The sequence below is a fragment of the Buchnera aphidicola (Ceratoglyphina bambusae) genome (genome assembly GCF_039363085.1).
Lineage (GTDB): Bacteria > Pseudomonadota > Gammaproteobacteria > Enterobacterales > Enterobacteriaceae > Buchnera_G > Buchnera_G aphidicola_E.
Map to the genome: position 1 here is coordinate 203,068 of NZ_CP134982.1, position 17,498 is coordinate 220,565.

Sequence of the window (17,498 nt, forward strand, 5' to 3'; positions counted from 1 at the left end):
AATAAAATTTTTACATTATTTTTTATAATATATGAAAAAAAAAACAGTTGTTATAGCTATGTCTGGAGGTGTTGATTCATCTGTTTCAGCTTGGTTATTAAAAAAGTATAAATATAAAGTTATAGGCTTGTTTATGAAGAATTGGGAAGAAAACGATACAGATAATTATTGCGCTTCTAAAAAAGATTTAAAAGACGCAAAAAAAGTATGTAAAATTATTAAAATACCTTTTTATAAAATTAATTTTTCAATAGAATATTGGGAAAATGTATTTTTAAAATTCTTATCTGGTCTGAAAAAAGGATTAACTCCAAATCCAGATATTTTATGTAATAAAGAAATTAAATTTAAAGTTTTTTTAAAATTTTCTTTAAAATATTTTAAAGCTGATTTTATTGCAACTGGTCATTATGCAAATATTAAGATTATTAACAAAAATTTTTTTTTGAAGAAGGGGCTAGATAAAAAAAAAGATCAAACTTATTTTTTATATACATTAAAACAAAAACAATTAAAAAAAATTATTTTTCCTATAGGAAAATTTAATAAATTTAAAATAAGAAAAATAGCTGAAAAACTTAATTTACCTACAGCTTATAAAAAAGATTCTTTTGGAATATGTTTTATTGAAAATAAAAATTTTCAAAAATTTTTAAAAAAATATATTTCAAAAAAAGAGGGTTATATAGTTAATATTTCAGGTAAAATTATTGGTATTCATCATGGAATACAAAATTATACTATAGGTCAAAGAAAAAAAATAGGAAAAATTTTAAACAAAAAAAATACTTATAACTCTCCATGGTATATAGTAGAAAAAAATGTAGAAAAAAATTTGTTAATTGTAGCTAATAGTTTTAATAACCCTTATTTAATGTCTGTAGGCGCTTTAATAAATAATATTAATTTATTAGTTAATATAGATTTTGAAAAATATTTTTTTTGTAAATTAAAAATTAGACATCAATATAATGATATTTCTTGTATGGTAAAATTAAAAAAAAAATGTATATTAAAAATAATATTTAAATATCCTATTTCTTCTATAACTACAGGTCAATCTATTGTTTTGTATTTTAATAAAATTTGCATAGGAGGAGGAATTATTTTTAAAAAATTTCCGTTAATAAATATTTTATAATTTTTTTATATATATACATGTATATTTACATTTTTACAAAATAAAATAATTTAAAAAATTTTTAAATAATTTTAATATAATAAACAATATAAAAAAAAATAAATAAAAAATTTATATATAAATTAAACATTTTAATAATATGAGAAAAATAAATTTGTTACATAATAAAAAAATTTTAATAATGGGTGTTAGAAATAAATTTTCTATAGCATATGGAATTTTAAAATCTATGATTAAAAATGGAGCTAAAGTTGCATTAACATATTATAGAAATAATGAAAAAAAATTTTTAGAAAAAATATTAAAAAAAAATGAGTCTAGAATTATATTAAAATGTGATATTTTAAATGATTATAGTATAAAAAAAATGTTCATAAAACTTTCTAATTATTGGAAAACATTTGATGGTTTAGTTCACTCAATTGCATATGCTCCTAAAATACAATTTAGTAAAAATTATTTAGATATAGTAGATAGAAAAGGTTTTAATATTGCTCATGAAGCTAGTTCTTATAGTTTCGTGGCCTTATCAAAAGAATGTAAGAGAATGTTAAATAAAAATTCTTCATTACTTACTATTTCTTATTTAGGATCTAACATAGTAATTCCTAATTATAATGTAATGGGACCAGCAAAAGCTTCTTTAGAATCTAATGTTAAATATATAGATTACTATTTTAAAAAACGTTTTATAAGAGTTAATGCTATTTCTATAAATCCTATTAAAACTACATCTTCATATAGTATAAAAAATTTTAATAAAATAATGAAAAAATCTCAAAAAAAAATATTTAATAAAAAAAATATAGATATATTTCAAATAGGAAATATATCATCTTTTTTATGTTCTGATCTATCTATTGGAATATCAGGTCAAATTATTAATGTAAATGATGGAATTAATAACATTTTTTAAAAAAAAAATATATTTAAATTTTTATATGAAAAAAATGTATAAAATTATATAATTTATATTATAAATAAACAATTTTAATATTAATAAAAATTAATAATTTAATATAATTTTTCATTAAAAAAAATATTTTTATATAATATAAAATTTTTAAAAATGTATTAAAAAATTTTTAAACAACTTTTTATATTTAAATAAAAATCACATATAAATTATATTATTAATAATATTGATGTTATAAGATTATATGTTTGTAAAAACATTTTTTTAATACATTTGTAAAAATGTATAAAATTATTATTTAAACTTTTATTCTACATAATAAACATATAATAAAATTTTTAAATATTTTAGTTTTTATAAATATATTTTTTAAATATGTGCAAAAAATTTTAAATAAATTCTATATTTTAAATTTATACATTTTTTATATATATGTAAAAAAATACTTTTTTGTTAAAAAAAAATATAAAAATTTTTAGGGGAAAAAATGTATTTAAAATTATTTGACATTGCATTATACATAAATTTTTTTTTTAATTTATTCATTTTAATTAATCCTATAGGAATGATACCAGTTTTTATAAATATTACTAAAAATCAAAATCATGAAGAAAGAAAAAAAACAAATTTTATAGTAAACATTACAGTATTTTTAATATTGTTATTGTCTTTATTTTTTGGATTAAAGATTTTAAATTTATTTGGAATATCAATACATTCACTTAGAATAACTGGGGGAATATTAATTATAAACATGGCAATGTCTATTATAAACGATAACTTATTTATAAAAAAAAATAATTTAAATAAAAAAAATAATACTAATATTTCTAAAAACATAAGTATAGTTCCGTTAGCCACTCCATTAATAGCAGGACCTGGAGTTATTAGTTCTATTATAATTTGGAGTTCTAATAATAATGATATATACAGTTTAATAGTTTATTCTATAGTAATTACAATATTTTCATATTTTTGTTGGATGTTATTTAATATGTCAAATTTGATTATAAATATATTTGGTTTTAATGGAATAGATATTATTACAAAAATTATGGGATTATTATTAATGTCTATAGGGATAGAACTATTAACAACAGAAATAAAGTTTTTAATTTATAATTAAAAACAAAGAAAATTAAATTAAATAAAATTTTTATGAAAATATGAATAATAAAAAAATTAAAAAAGTTATCATAAAAGATTTAGGAATTAAAGATTGGAAACAAACTTATTCTTTAATGAAAAAGTTTGTATCTAAAAATAATAAATATAAATCAGATGAAATATGGTTTTTAGAACATTATCCAGTGTTTACATCAGGAAAAAATTTTTTTAATAAAAAAAAATATTATATAACCAAAAAAATAAAATTTTATAATTCTAATAGGGGTGGAGGAATAACATATCATGGGCCAGGGCAACAAATTGTATATTTTTTGATAAATTTGAAAAAAATTAAAAATCATATTTTTTTTTTAATAAACATGATAAAAAAAGTTGTTATAAAAACTTTAAAATGTTTTTGTATAGAAAGTTATTATGATAAAGATAATCCTGGAATATATGTAAAAAAAAAAAAAATATGTTCTATAGGATTATGCATAAAAAATGGATATTCAATGCATGGTTTTTCTTTAAATGTAAATATGGATTTATTCCCATTTAAGTTAATAATACCATGTAATAATTCAAAAATAAAAATGACTCAGATAAAAGAATTAAATAAAAAAATATCAATTAAAGAAGTAAAAAAAATTTTAAAATATAAAATTAAATTATTTTTTAAAAAAAATTTTTTTATAAATTATTAAAAAATTTAATTTTAAAAAATTAAATAATTTTTAAAGAAAAAGAAAATTAATTTATATGAAAAAAAAACAAAATTTAAATAATTTATTTAAAAAAATAAATAAAAATATATTGAAAAAACCAAAATGGATAAAAACAAGATTTCCAATTAATGACATTAAAATAAAAAAAATTAAAAATATACTAAAAAAAAATAATTTATATTCTGTATGTGAAGAAGCATTATGTCCAAATATATATGAATGTTTTGGAAAAAAAACTTTAACTTTTATGATATTAGGAGATATATGTACAAGAAAATGTGCATTTTGTGCAGTATCTAAAGGTAGACCTAAAATAATAGATGTTAATGAGCCTAAAAAAATAGCAAAAACTGTAAAAAAAATAAAATTAAAACATGTAGTAATTACTTCTGTTAATAGAGATGATCTAAAGGATGGAGGTGCAAACCATTTTTTGGAATGTATTAAACAATTAAAAAAAAATAGTAAAAAAACTATAATAGAAATTTTAGTTCCAGATTTTAAAAGATGTTTAAATTCTGCTATAGAAATAATATCTGAATCTCCTCCTAATATATTTAATCATAACATAGAAAGTGTTCCTAGATTATATAATAAAGTTAGAAAAGGTGCTAATTACAAAAATTCTATAAAATTATTAAAAAAATTTAAAATAAAAAATCCAAATGTATTAACTAAATCTGGATTAATGATAGGATTAGGAGAAAAAAAAAGTGAAATAATAAATGTAATGAAAGATTTAAAAAAAAATAAAGTTAATATGATAACTATAGGTCAATATTTACAACCAAGTATATATCATACTCCTGTAAAAAAATATTTTAAAATAGAAGAATTTGAATACTATAAAAATAAAGCTATGGAAATAGGATTTGATAATGCATTTTGTGGGCCATTAGTAAGATCTTCTTACCATTCAGATTTACAAGCAAAAAAAATAATAAAAAAAATATAAAAGTACATAATATTTAAAAAATTTTTGAATAATTAAAAATAATAATTCTATAATTATTTTAATTATTCAAAATATTTTAAAAAATTATATTTCAAAAAAAAATATTTTAATTAATTTTTAAACATATTTAATTTTTTAATTTAAAATTTTTATATAATTCGTTCTAACAATATCATCATATTTGTACAACTTTATTTTTTTAGTGTTATTTTCATGTATATATAAATATATACATAAACAAACAATAGTTAAAACTATCAGATTTATTATAACTTCTTTTATAAACTTAAATAAAATTATACTTATTTTTAACAAAAAAAATATTTTTTTTAATAAGAAAATCATATTTTTTCCAAATTTAATTAAAGTACAAAAATATTAATATATATGTTTTTTAAATAATTAATAAAACAAAATTAACAATAATTTTATATAAAAATAAATTTTATATAAAACATATAATAATTTTTTAAAATAAATTTATATACTAAAATTATATAAAAAATTTTTTTAAAATAAAATGTTATTTTATTTTTTTTAATATTAATATTTAATTTTCAATATTACAAAAATTTTTATAAACTGGTCTAGATTTTTTGTTATCATCTATAGCAACATATATTAAATTAGCTTTAGATGTACAATATATTGATCCTATGGGGTTTTCAATAACTTTTTTAATCCAAATTTCAACTTTTATTTCCATAGAACTATTTCCTACAGTTATTAATTTAGCATAACAATTAACTACATCTCCTACAGAAATAGGTTTTAAAAATATTATGTTTTTAACCATTAAAGTAGTAACATTTCCTTTAGATATTTCTTTTGCTAATATTGCTCCTCCTAAATCTATTTGAGACATTATCCATCCGCCGAAAATGTCCCCACTTGCATTTGTATTTTTAGGCATAGCTAAAGTTTTTAATACTAGTTTTCCTGTTGGTTTATTTTTTTTTAATTTTTTCATAGTTTTTGCTTTAATGTTAATAAAATTCATTTAAAATTTTTAAAATTTAAAAAATTTTATTAAAAAAATGTTACTATTAATGTTAATAAATTATTTTATAATTTATAAAGTCTAATATAAAAATTCTAAGTTAAATACATTACTATTTTTTTTAAAATTTTTACAATTATAATTAAGAAGATTTTTTATAATTTTTATATATAAAATTATAAATTTAAAAAATAAAATTTATATAAATTAAAATCGTAACTTTAAATTGTTGTTTTTAATTAATATATAATATTTTATCTAAAACATTTTTGTGTAATTTAAAACTTTTTAATATTAGCAAATAATGAATAAAGTTTAAATAAATGCACAATTAATACACACAAAATAAAATTAGATATAATATTGTATGAAAATATAAACAAATTTTCTGGTAAAATTTTTAAAATAGAACTGCACATTAATAATATAAATTTTATGAATAACCATATAAATATAGGAGGAGTTAATTCTTTGTATCTAGATAAACATACTAAAAAACTTTTTTTAATAGAATAAAATACTCCTTTTTTTTCTATAACTAAAATTATTGGCGACATTGAAAAAAATATTAAAAAAGCTATTGCTGGAATTACAAATATTATTAAACCTACTTGTATTATTATATTAATAAAAAATATTAACAAAAATAAATTTGGAAAAATAGAAAAAAATAATTTATATAATTTTTTTAAACCTATTTTTTTTTTTAATATTTTAAAATGTGCTATCATTAAAATACTTTCTATTATAAAAGTAATACTTACAGTGTTAACGACATTTTTGAGAAATGAAAATTGTAAAAAAGCTTTTTGTTGAGAGAAATTCATTGAATTAAATGTATTTATTAAAGAATGCATTCCAATATCTTTACTTAAAACTGAAAAATATATTTTTTGTATAACAGGAATTACATAATAATCAGAAATTACTACTAAAAAAGAAAAAAAACAAGATATTAAAAAAATTTTTGTTAAATTTTTTTTAACAAAATTAAATGTTTCTTGATATGAATTAGTTTCTTTAATAAGCATTATTACCTCGATATAAAACATTTTGTCAAATTTAATTTTACAATATAAATTTATTAAATAATTAATATTTTATAATTTTATATAATTTATAATAATATTTTAGTAGAATATTTTAGTTTTTTAATCAAATTTGTAATTTTTTTTATCATAACTTTTTTATTATCCAAATTATTTTCTATTTGTTTTACTACTACAGATCCACATATAACTCCATTAATTTTGTTCATTAATATATTTTTTATTTGATTAGTTGAATAAATTCCAAATCCTTGCACTAAAGGTATAGAAGATATTTTTTTTATTTTTTTAACTATTAAATTTGTTTTGAAAAATTTTTTTTTACAAATTCCTGTCACTCCAGATCTAGAAAGTATATATATATAACTTTTGGACATTTTAATTATTTTATTTAACATAACATTATTTACATTAGGAGGGCATATAAAAATTTGAGAAATATTATTTTTTATTGAACATTCATAAAACATTTTAGATTCTTCAATTGGAACATCAACTATTAATATAGAATCTAATCCAATTTTAGAACATATTTCATAAAAATTGTTTATTCCTTTATTAAATATTAAATTTGCATATGTTAATATACCTATAGGAAAATTAGTATATTTATTTTTTAAATTTTTTAAAATATCAAAACATTTTAATAATGTAACATTTTTTTTTAATGCTCTTAAATTTGCATTTTGTATTATATATCCATCCGCTAAAGGATCAGAAAAAGGAATTCCAATTTCAATAGCATCAGCTCCATTTTCAATTATAGATATTATTATTTCTAGAGAAGTATCTAAATCTGGATCTCCTAATACTATAAATGGAATTAAGCATCCTTCTTTTTTTTTTCTTAAATTACTAAAAAGTTTTTTATATATAATATTCATAATATTGTATTTTTTTTTAAAAAACTATTTACAGATAAAATATCTTTGTCTCCTCTACCAGACAAATTTACTATAATAGTTTGTTTTTTTATAGGATTATTATTAATAATTTTTATAGCATGCGCTAATGCATGAGAAGATTCTAATGCTGGTATTATTCCTTCTTTTTTGCAAAGATTTTTAAAAGCTAAAACAGCTTCTTTATCATTAATAGTAACATATTTTACTCTATTTAAAAAATTTAACCATGAGTGCTCAGGGCCAATTGAAGGAAAATCTAATCCCGAAGAAATAGAATAAGAATCTTGAATTTGACCATCGTTATTTTGTATTATTTTAGACTTCATTCCAAAATATATTCCTGTTTTACCATATTTTAAAGATGCACTATGTTCATTATTATTATTTCCAAAGCCACCTGCTTCTACACCTATTAATTTTACACTTTTTTTATTTAAAAATTTTGAAAATATACCTATTGAATTAGATCCTCCTCCAACACAAGCTATAATTATATTTGGATATTTTTTTTCAATTTTAAAAATTTGTTTTTTAGTTTCTTTTCCTATTATACTTTGGAATTCTTTAACTATAGTTGGATATGGGTGAGGTCCTGCGGCTGTACCTAACATATAGTGTGAATTAAAATAGTTAGATGACCAATCTCTAATAGCTTCATTACAAGCACTTTTTAAACTTTTAGATCCTGAATTTACAGGAACTATTTCTGCGCCTAATAATTTCATTCTTAATACATTAGTATACTGTTTTTCAATGTCTTTAGATCCCATGTATATTTTACATTTTAAATTAAACAAAGCACACATCATTGCAGTAGAAACTCCATGCTGCCCAGCTCCAGTTTCAGCTATTATATTTGTTTTTTTCATTTTTTTCGCTAATAATATTTGTCCTATAACTTGATTTATTTTATGAGATCCTCCATGTAATAAATCTTCTCTTTTTAAATATAATTTTGTATTTGTTCCTTTAGTAATATTTTTACATAAAGTTAATGGGGTAGGTCTTCCAGCATAATTTTTTAATAATTTATTAAACTTTTTTTTAAATTTTTTCTCTTTAATATTTTTCACAAAACATTTTTCTAATTCTAATAATGATGGAATTAATATTTGAGGAACATACATTCCACCGAATTTTCCAAAATATGGATTTAAAATAGTCATTTTATTTTTTTTAATTTTTTATTAATGTAGTTTTTATTTTGTTAAATAATTTTTTTATTTTGTTATGATTTTTTATTCCATTTTTTTCTACTCCTGAATTAAAATCTAATCCATAAGGTTTAAATTTTAATGCATTATGAAAATTTTTTATGTTAATTCCTCCTGATAAAAATATGTTTTTTAAATTAATATTGTTTAATATAGACCAATTAAAAGAATTACCACTTCCAGGAACATAATTATCAAATATTATTTTATCAACATTATCAAATTTATAATTTGGAAGATCATTTTTTATGCAAACAGCTTTCCATATTTTTGTATTTTTATTTAGAATACTCTTTAAACTATTTATATATTTTTGATTTTCATTTCCATGCAACTGAACTGCATGTAAATTAAGTTTATTGGTAATATCTTTTATTTTATAGAAATCTTCGTTTTGAAAAACTCCTATATATTTTAAAAAATTATAATTAATTATATTTATAGCATTTTTTATACTTATATTTCTTTTAGAAGATTTAACGAAAATTAATCCTCCATATATAGCTCCATTTTTTTCAGAAATTTCAGCATCTTTTTTTTTTATTAGACCACATATTTTATTATTTCCAAAAATTATTTTTTTTATTTTTAAATTAATATTATTTTCAGACATAACAGATGATCCTATTAAAAATCCATTTACATATTTCTTTAATTCATTAACAATAATATTATTTTTTATGCCAGATTCACTAATTATTATTTTATTTTTAGGTATTAAAGGAGAAAGAATTTTTGTAGTATTAATATTTATAGAAAAATCATTTAGGTTTCTATTATTTATTCCTATTATTTCTGCATTTAAAAAAATAGCTCTATTTAATTCTTTTACATTATTTATTTCAGTTAATATTTTTAAATTCATAGATTTAGCTATTCTAGAAAATCTTTTATATTGATAATTATTTAGTATAGATAAAATTAATAGAATAGCATCTGCGCCATAATATCTAGATAAATATATTTGATAATCATCTATAAAAAAATCTTTACACAATATTGGTAAGTTTGTATTTTTTCTAACTTTTTTTAAATATTTTATGTTTCCATGAAAATATTTTTCTTCTGTTATTACTGATATTGCAGATGCATATTTGTTGTATGAATTTACTATTTTATGAATGTTGAAGTTTTTACAAATTTTTCCCAAGGATGGTGAAGTTTTTTTTATTTCAAATATAAAAGCAGGAAAATTATTTTTTAAAGAATTTTTAAAATTATTATTAGTTTTCTTTATTAAATGCATAAAATTATGTAAAGGTTTTTTTTTCTTAATTATTTTTAACCATTCTATTTTATTAAATAAAATACTTTCTAAAATTTTTTTTTTCATTTTTTATTACCGCAAGATATTTTTTTTATAAATTTATATATTTCACCTTTTTTTATTATTTCTAAAGCATAATGTGCATTGTCTTTTATATTTTCTTTTCCAAAAGTTCTTAAAATCATTGCTACATTAGCTGATATAGTTTCTTCATGCACATTTTTTCCAAAACCTTTTATTAATTTTTTTACATGTTTTTTATCTGAAAATTTAATTTTTTTATTATATTTTTTAAATCCAAAATCTTCTGGAAATAATTTATATTTTAAAATTTTTTTGTTTTTAAGTTCATTAATATATGTAGGACCATATAAAGTAACTTCATCATAGTTTTTGCTGTGTAATACTATTACTCTTTTATAATTTAAAATTTTACAAATTCTTATAATTATAGGCATTAATTTTATATCATAAACTCCTATTACAGATAAAGGAGGTCTTGAAGGATTTAATAATGGACCTAATATGTTAAAAATTGTTCTAGTTTTTAAATCTTTTCTTATATTTTTTATGTCATTAAAACATTTATAATATAATGGAGCTAATAAAAAACAAATATTAAATTTATCTAAATTTTTTCTAGAATGTTTTGCAGATATATTTATGTTTATTTTGTTTTCTTTTAAAAAATCAGCAGATCCAGATTTACTAGTAATATTATAATTACAATGTTTAGATATTTTAAATCCAGCTATAGAAGAAACTATAGCACTAATAGTAGAAATATTTATATCATTCTGATAATCTCCACCTGTTCCTGTAATATCTGAAAACAAATACTTTGGTCTATTAAATTTTTTTTTTATTTTTAAAAAACTTTTTATAGCTCCTAAAATTTCATATATAGTTTCTCCTTTAGATTTCATTAAAACTATAGCAGAAACAATTTCTGCATAATTAATATTTTTATAAATTATATTATTAAATAATTTATAACTTTCTATAATATCAAGATTTTTTAATCTATATAATTTTTTAAAAATTTTTTTCATATTTTCAACACATTATTAAAATATTATTTATAAAAAATATATTTAATATATAAAAATATAAAATGTTATTTTATTTTTTTTAAAAAAATATTAAATATATTTTTTAAATATTATATTATTATATAATAAAAAAAGTTTTAAATTAAATTTTTTAAATAGTATTATTTATATAATTTACTTTAATAACTTTATAATAAAAATTTTAAAAATGAACAAAATAATAATATTATTTATATTTTTAATAGTTTCTATTACTTGGAGTACTACATGGGTAGCTATGAAAATAGCTATAGAAACTATTCCTCCGTTTTTTGCTACTGGATTAAGATTCTTGTTATCTTTTCCAATATTATATATATTATCTTACTTTACTAATACTCCACTATTATTTCCTAAAAAAAATAGATTTTTTCAAATACTTATAATATTATTTTATTTTTCTATACCTTTCTCTTTAATTTTATATAGCAGTAATTATATTAATACTAGTGTATCTTCTATAATATTTTCCACTACACCTATATTTATATTATTTCTGTCTAAATTAATATTAAAAAATAAAATAAATTTTTATCAAATATTAGGATCATTAATTACTATATTATCAATATTTTTCTTAATATTATTAGAATATAAAAATTTATACTACAATAGTATAAAAGGTGTAATATTACTTTTGCTGGCTTTAATTAGTCATTCTTATATATATATAGAGTGTAAAAAAAGAGAATTTAATATTTCTGCTTTAACATTTAACGCAATACCATCATTTATTTCAGGTATATTAATAACATTAATATCTTTAATAATAGAAAAACCCAAATTTTACAATTTTTCAAAAAATTCAATTTTTGCAATATTATATTTATCAAATTTTTCTAGTATATTCGGAATATTATTATATTTTTATTTACAAAAAATTGTTAGTAAATTTTTTTCTTCTGCAGTATTTTTAATTTTTCCAATATTCTCTATTTTTATAGAATTATATTTTTATAATAGTAATATTTTTAATATTAAATTTTTTATATTTTATTTTTTCGCATTGTTTGGGATTTTAATCACTTTAATTTTTAGTATTGAGAAAACAAACAAAAAATAATTGTAATATTATAATAAGAATTATTTTTAATAAAATTAAAAAATAAATTTTTATGTTTAAAAAATGTTTTTATATAAAAATATAATTTTATAAAACATATTTTAAAAATAAATATTATTTTAAATTTTAATATAAAAGATAAAAAATATATTTACAAATATTTATTTATAAAATATTATTTTTTGTTAATTATAGAAATAATTTTTTTTATATAATTATCATTTCCAGTAATTAAAATAGAATTTTTACTAATATTGTTATTTAAATTTTTAAATAAATTATAAGTTAACCCCCCAGATTCTTTTATTTGTAATTCTCCTGAAAAAAAGTTTAATATATTATTTTTTTCAATTAATAAACAATTTAATCTTCCAGAAGAAACATATGCAAAATCTAATATTACAGATCCTGTGATTCTTATATAAACATTTTTAGAAATTAATTTATTAATAATATTTTTATAAAATTTTTTATTTTTGTTAAACTTTTTATAAATGTTAAAAGCAATAATTATATCATTATTTAAAAATTTATAATCGCATCTCATTCTGTAACCATTAATTTTAGACCCTTCTCCTTTTATAGAAGTAAACAATTCATTTTTTATAGGATCATATATTACTGACATAAAAATTTTTTTGTTTATGAAATTTGATATTAGTAAACAAAAATGAGGAAACTTGTTTTTAAAATTTAAAACACCATCTAAAGAATTTATAAACCAATATATTTTTTTTTTGTTAAAATTAAAATCAGAATTATCTTTAGTTATATAAATATGATTAGGATAATATTTTTTAATTTCATTTATTATTATGTTTTCTGATCTCTTAACAATTTGATTTACATATAAAAAATTTTCGTTAAATTTTTTATTAAAAAAAATATTAGAGTCATAAAATTTTATAATAAAACTACCAGCTTTCCTTATAGAAGAAATTGCTATATTTAACATAGGGTTCATAATTTTACTTCCTTATATTAAAATGAATATTTTTAAAATTTATACAATAATGTAAAAACATAATTTTATATTTAATAAAAACTATATACAACAAAACTAAAATATAAACATGTATAATACTAAATTATATATTATTTATAAAAATTATTTTAATATTTATAACATTAAAAATATTAATAATTTATATAAAATATTAAATATAAATTTAATAATATTATTATATTTTTATAATAAGTTTTATATTAAAATAAATTATAAAAAATAATTTTTAATAATAGAATTTTATGACAAAAATAATTAAATTAGTTAAAGGAACTCATGACTATTTAGGCAAAGATATATATTTATTAAATTATTTAATAAAAACATGTAAAAATGTATTAAAAAAATATTGTTATAATGAAATAATAACTCCTATTATTGAACAAACAAAATTATTTAAATTGTCCATAGGAAATAATACAGATATTATAGACAAAGAAATGTATTCTTTTTTAGACAAACATAAAAATGAAATAACATTAAGGCCTGAAGGTACATCTGGATGTATAAGATTAATAATAGAAAAAAATTTATTATATAATAATAAAATACAAAAATTATGGTATTTTGGGCCTATGTTTAGATACGAAAATACACAAAAAGGTAGATATAGACAATTTAACCAATTAGGAGTAGAAGTTATAGGAATAAAAAGCATTTATATAGAAGTAGAAATAATTTTAATAACAATAAAAATATGGAAATCTATAGGTATATTGAAAAATTTAAGATTAGAAATAAATTCAATTGGATCATTAAAAGATAGATTTAAATATAAAAAAAAATTAAACCATTATCTGAAAAATAAAAAAAAAATTATAAATAAATATTATAATAAAAATTACAAAAAAAATCCATTTAGATTGTTAGAGAGTAATAATTTATATATAAAAAAAATTTTAAAAAAAGCTCCATCATTATATGATTACTTAAATAAAAAATCATTATTAAAATTTAAAGAATTATGTAAAATATTAAATAAATTTAAAATTAAATTTCATATTAATAAAAATTTAATAAGAGGATTAAACTATTATAATGATACAGTATTTGAGTGGAAAAATAATAAAATAAACTCTCAAAGTACAATATGTGCTGGAGGACGTTATGATAATTTAATTTCCATGTTAGGAGGTAAAAATTCTTATTCATTTGGTTTTGCTATAGGAATAGAAAGATTAATGATATTAATAAAATCTTTAAAAGAAAAAAAAGTTAAAAAAAGATTAATAGACATAGAAATTATATTTTTAGAAAAAGAAGCTATTTTAAAATCTATTAATTTGTCTGAAAAAGTTAGAAAAATATTTCCAAAACTAAAAATTTTAGTTAATTTTTGTAACGAAAAATTAAAAAAAAAATTAAGTAAATCTAGTAAAAACAATGTAAAAGTAGTTTTAATAATAGGAAAAAATGAAATAAAAAATAAATTTTTTACATTCAAAAATTTAGAAAAAAATAAACAAAAAGAATATTCATATAAAAAACTCATAAAAAAAATTAGTAATACTTTTAAATATAAGAAGTAAAATTTTAATATAATTTTATATAATACATGAATTTAACATAGGTATAAAACATTGTTTAATATTAAAAATAAAATTACAAAAGATAAAAAAATTTCAAAAATATTAAAAAAAGAAAAAATTAGACAAGAAAATCAAGTTACTTTAATAGCATCAGAAAATTATGTAAGTAATGCTGTATTATCAGCGCAAGGGTCTATCTTTACTAATAAATATGCTGAAGGAAAAATAAAAAATAGATATTATGCAGGATGCAAATATGTTGATAAAATTGAAAAAATAGCAATAGAAAGAGCAAAAAGATTATTTTGTGTTAAATATGTAAATGTACAGCCACATTCTGGTACACAAGCGAATTTTGCTGCATATTCTTCAGTATTAAAATACGGTGATACAATTTTAGGAATGGATTTATCTCATGGTGGTCATTTAACTCATGGATCTGATGTAAATTTTTCTGGAAAATTATATAATTTTATACATTATAAAACTAATAAAAAAGGTGAAATAGATTATTCAAATATAAGAAAATTAGCTAAAAAACATAAACCTAAAATGATAGTTGGCGGTTTTTCTTCATATTCTGGTGATTGCAATTGGAAAAAAATGAGAAAAATTTCAAATGAAATAAATGCATTTTTATTAGTAGATATTTCTCATATAGCAGGATTAATAATAGCTGGATTATATAACAATCCAATTCCTTATGCTCATATAATAACTAGCACAACTCATAAAACTTTGTCTGGACCTAGAGGTGGTATAATATTATCAAATCATGATGATAAAAACTTATTTAAAAAAATAGATTCTTCTGTTTTTCCAGGATGTCAAGGAGGTCCTTTAGTTCATGTTATGTTGGCTAAAGCTATAGCATTTAAAGAAGCTTACGGGCAGAAGTTTAAAAATTATCAAATACAAGTTATAAAAAATGTAAAAGCTATGATAAAAATATTTAAAAAAGAAAATTTTAAAATTGTATCAAACGGTAGCAAAAATCATTTGTTTTTGTTAGACCTAAGAAAAAACAATGTAACTGGAAAAGAAATTGAAGAACGTTTGTACAGAGCAAATATAGTTGTAAATAAAAATAATATACCTGATGATGATAAAAAACCTTCTATAACTTCAGGTATAAGAATAGGAACTCCTGCTATAACTAGAAGAGGTTTTTTAGAAAGAGAATCACAAAAAATAGCAAAATGGATAATACAAATTATAAAAGAAAAAGATAATTTAAACACTATATTAAACATTAAAAATAAAGTATATAAAATGTGTAAACTTTTTCCTATTTATAAAAATAAATAACAATTAAGATTGTGTTGTCTTGTCTTAGATAACACAATCAAAATAATGAAATTAAATTAATAAAATTAAATTATTTTAAATATATAAAATTTAAAAAAAATATTGTTTATTTAAAATTTATAAATCATAAAAATTTATCCATATAGGATTATTTCCCACAAAAAATTTTTTAACAATTTTTTTTAAAGATCCATTCAAATTATTAATTTTATATATAGACATACTATTTGATTTTTCTCCTACAACTGCTAAAAAATTTCCTGAAGAATCTATCCTAAAAGATCTAGGTTGATTTTCTGTATAATAGTGTTTTAAAAATTTTAAAATAAATTTTTTTTTATCAATTTTAAATGAAGAAATAATATTTTTTATTCTATCTGAAGCATATAAATATTTACCACATGAAGTTATTTGTATTTCAGAAGCCCAAAACTTTTTTTGTTTTTTAGGAACTAAACTTATTTTTTGTATAATTTCAAATTTATTAAATTTTTTAGAAGAAATTTTAATTGTACAAATTGTACTATTTAATTCATTTATTATATAAAAATATTTTTTGTTTGGATGTAATGATAAATGTCTAGGCCCAGAATTTTTTTCTAATTTTAAATAAGAAATTATTATTTTTTTTTTTTTTTTTAAATCTGACAAATTTATAAAATATATTTTATCTTCTTTTAAAGCAGTAAATAATAGAAAATTATTATCTAATGTAATAGTAGAAAAATGACATCCTTTTATATTAAAAAAAGTAGTATATTTTTTAATAGGTATACCATTTTCATCTATTTTATACACTTCTAAACAATTTCCATGATATGAACTACTAAATAAAAATTTATTTTTCAAGTCTAAACAAATGTGATTAGATGGAAAATCTAACTTAACTTCATTAATTTTTTTTAAACAACCATTTTCTAATATTTTAGATATTAAAATTTTACATCTAGGCCTTAATCCTGCATATAAAATTTTTTTTTTAAAAAATATTTGTAATGGTTGTACATTATCACATGTATTAAATTTTTGTAAAACTTTTATTATAAAATTATTGTTAATTTTTAATACTTTTATAATTTTTTCATTTGGTATAGATATATAAATTATTTTATTAAACATTTTTTTCATAAAATTAATTTTTTTTAAAAAAAAATAAATTTAAATGTATTAATTATATAACAATATATTATTTTTTAAAATAAATAAAATATGTAATCAA

17 protein-coding genes are annotated in these 17,498 nt (G+C 17.4%); 8 read left to right on the plus strand and 9 right to left on the minus strand.

Annotated elements, in window-relative coordinates; genetic code table 11:
* Positions 1 to 31: 31 nt before the first annotated feature.
* The 5 genes from mnmA (at position 32) to lipA (ending at position 4,847) form a co-directional block, all read left to right on the plus strand.
* Positions 32 to 1,141: a tRNA 2-thiouridine(34) synthase MnmA gene (mnmA, locus tag RJD23_RS00910; protein ID WP_343188376.1), complete on the plus strand. Its 1,110-nt coding sequence runs from the start codon at positions 32 to 34 to the stop codon at positions 1,139 to 1,141.
* A gap of 148 nt (positions 1,142 to 1,289) precedes the next feature.
* Complete coding sequence (locus RJD23_RS00915; RefSeq protein WP_428994250.1) at positions 1,290 to 2,057, plus strand: enoyl-ACP reductase FabI; 768 nt, start codon at positions 1,290 to 1,292, stop codon at positions 2,055 to 2,057.
* A 487-nt stretch (positions 2,058 to 2,544) separates the two neighbouring features.
* Positions 2,545 to 3,183, plus strand: coding sequence for a YchE family NAAT transporter (locus RJD23_RS00920; RefSeq protein WP_343188378.1), 639 nt, complete (start codon positions 2,545 to 2,547; stop codon positions 3,181 to 3,183).
* A 40-nt stretch (positions 3,184 to 3,223) separates the two neighbouring features.
* Positions 3,224 to 3,871 (plus strand): lipoyl(octanoyl) transferase LipB, encoded by a 648-nt coding sequence (gene lipB / locus RJD23_RS00925; protein WP_343188379.1) that lies wholly within the window; start codon positions 3,224 to 3,226, stop codon positions 3,869 to 3,871.
* Positions 3,872 to 3,926: 55 nt separating this feature from the next.
* Positions 3,927 to 4,847, plus strand: a complete 921-nt coding sequence (lipA, locus tag RJD23_RS00930) for a lipoyl synthase (RefSeq protein WP_343188380.1) — start codon at positions 3,927 to 3,929, stop codon at positions 4,845 to 4,847.
* Positions 4,848 to 4,982: 135 nt separating this feature from the next.
* Here lipA and RJD23_RS00935 read toward each other — a convergent pair whose 3' ends face one another.
* The 7 genes from RJD23_RS00935 to trpD all read right to left on the minus strand — a co-directional run bounded on the left by RJD23_RS00935 (position 4,983) and on the right by trpD (position 11,334).
* The gene (locus RJD23_RS00935) at positions 4,983 to 5,192 is read right to left on the minus strand and encodes a hypothetical protein (protein WP_343188381.1); all 210 of its coding nucleotides are present in this window, start codon (positions 5,190 to 5,192) and stop codon (positions 4,983 to 4,985) included.
* A 205-nt stretch (positions 5,193 to 5,397) separates the two neighbouring features.
* Positions 5,398 to 5,817, minus strand: coding sequence for an acyl-CoA thioester hydrolase YciA (yciA, locus tag RJD23_RS00940; RefSeq protein WP_343188382.1), 420 nt, complete (start codon positions 5,815 to 5,817; stop codon positions 5,398 to 5,400).
* Positions 5,818 to 6,125: 308 nt separating this feature from the next.
* On the minus strand, positions 6,126 to 6,878 hold the full coding sequence (locus tag RJD23_RS00945; RefSeq protein WP_343188383.1) for a YciC family protein: 753 nt from the start codon (positions 6,876 to 6,878) through the stop codon (positions 6,126 to 6,128).
* 86 nt (positions 6,879 to 6,964) lie between these two features.
* Positions 6,965 to 7,780 (minus strand): tryptophan synthase subunit alpha, encoded by an 816-nt coding sequence (gene trpA, locus RJD23_RS00950; RefSeq protein ID WP_343188384.1) that lies wholly within the window; start codon positions 7,778 to 7,780, stop codon positions 6,965 to 6,967.
* Entirely contained in the window at positions 7,777 to 8,967 is a 1,191-nt protein-coding gene (gene trpB / locus RJD23_RS00955) for a tryptophan synthase subunit beta (protein WP_343188385.1), read from the minus strand. Before trpB ends, trpA begins: the two co-directional genes overlap by 4 nt.
* A gap of 10 nt (positions 8,968 to 8,977) precedes the next feature.
* Entirely contained in the window at positions 8,978 to 10,348 is a 1,371-nt protein-coding gene (gene trpCF, locus RJD23_RS00960; protein WP_343188386.1) for a bifunctional indole-3-glycerol-phosphate synthase TrpC/phosphoribosylanthranilate isomerase TrpF, read from the minus strand.
* Entirely contained in the window at positions 10,345 to 11,334 is a 990-nt protein-coding gene (gene trpD, locus RJD23_RS00965; protein ID WP_343188021.1) for an anthranilate phosphoribosyltransferase, read from the minus strand. The genes trpCF and trpD overlap by 4 nt, the downstream gene beginning before the upstream one ends.
* A gap of 208 nt (positions 11,335 to 11,542) precedes the next feature.
* On the opposite strand from trpD, the gene RJD23_RS00970 reads away from it, so the two are divergent.
* Positions 11,543 to 12,436, plus strand: a complete 894-nt coding sequence (locus RJD23_RS00970; RefSeq protein ID WP_343188022.1) for a DMT family transporter — start codon at positions 11,543 to 11,545, stop codon at positions 12,434 to 12,436.
* A gap of 175 nt (positions 12,437 to 12,611) precedes the next feature.
* On the opposite strand, the gene RJD23_RS00975 is transcribed toward RJD23_RS00970, so the two are convergent.
* Complete coding sequence (locus RJD23_RS00975) at positions 12,612 to 13,400, minus strand: inositol monophosphatase family protein (RefSeq protein ID WP_343188023.1); 789 nt, start codon at positions 13,398 to 13,400, stop codon at positions 12,612 to 12,614.
* Positions 13,401 to 13,684: 284 nt separating this feature from the next.
* Here RJD23_RS00975 and hisS point away from each other — a divergent pair, with 284 nt between their 5' ends.
* Together hisS and glyA are read left to right on the plus strand one after the other, a co-directional pair.
* Positions 13,685 to 14,971 (plus strand): histidine--tRNA ligase, encoded by a 1,287-nt coding sequence (gene hisS / locus RJD23_RS00980; RefSeq protein WP_343188024.1) that lies wholly within the window; start codon positions 13,685 to 13,687, stop codon positions 14,969 to 14,971.
* A 51-nt stretch (positions 14,972 to 15,022) separates the two neighbouring features.
* A complete protein-coding gene (gene glyA / locus RJD23_RS00985) occupies positions 15,023 to 16,279 on the plus strand; it encodes a serine hydroxymethyltransferase (RefSeq protein WP_343188025.1) in 1,257 nt (418 codons plus the stop codon).
* A gap of 117 nt (positions 16,280 to 16,396) precedes the next feature.
* On the opposite strand, the gene RJD23_RS00990 is transcribed toward glyA, so the two are convergent.
* Positions 16,397 to 17,407 carry a beta-propeller fold lactonase family protein gene (locus RJD23_RS00990; protein WP_343188026.1) on the minus strand — a complete coding sequence of 337 codons (1,011 nt, stop codon included), beginning with the start codon at positions 17,405 to 17,407 and terminating at the stop codon, positions 16,397 to 16,399.
* Positions 17,408 to 17,498 lie beyond the last annotated feature (91 nt).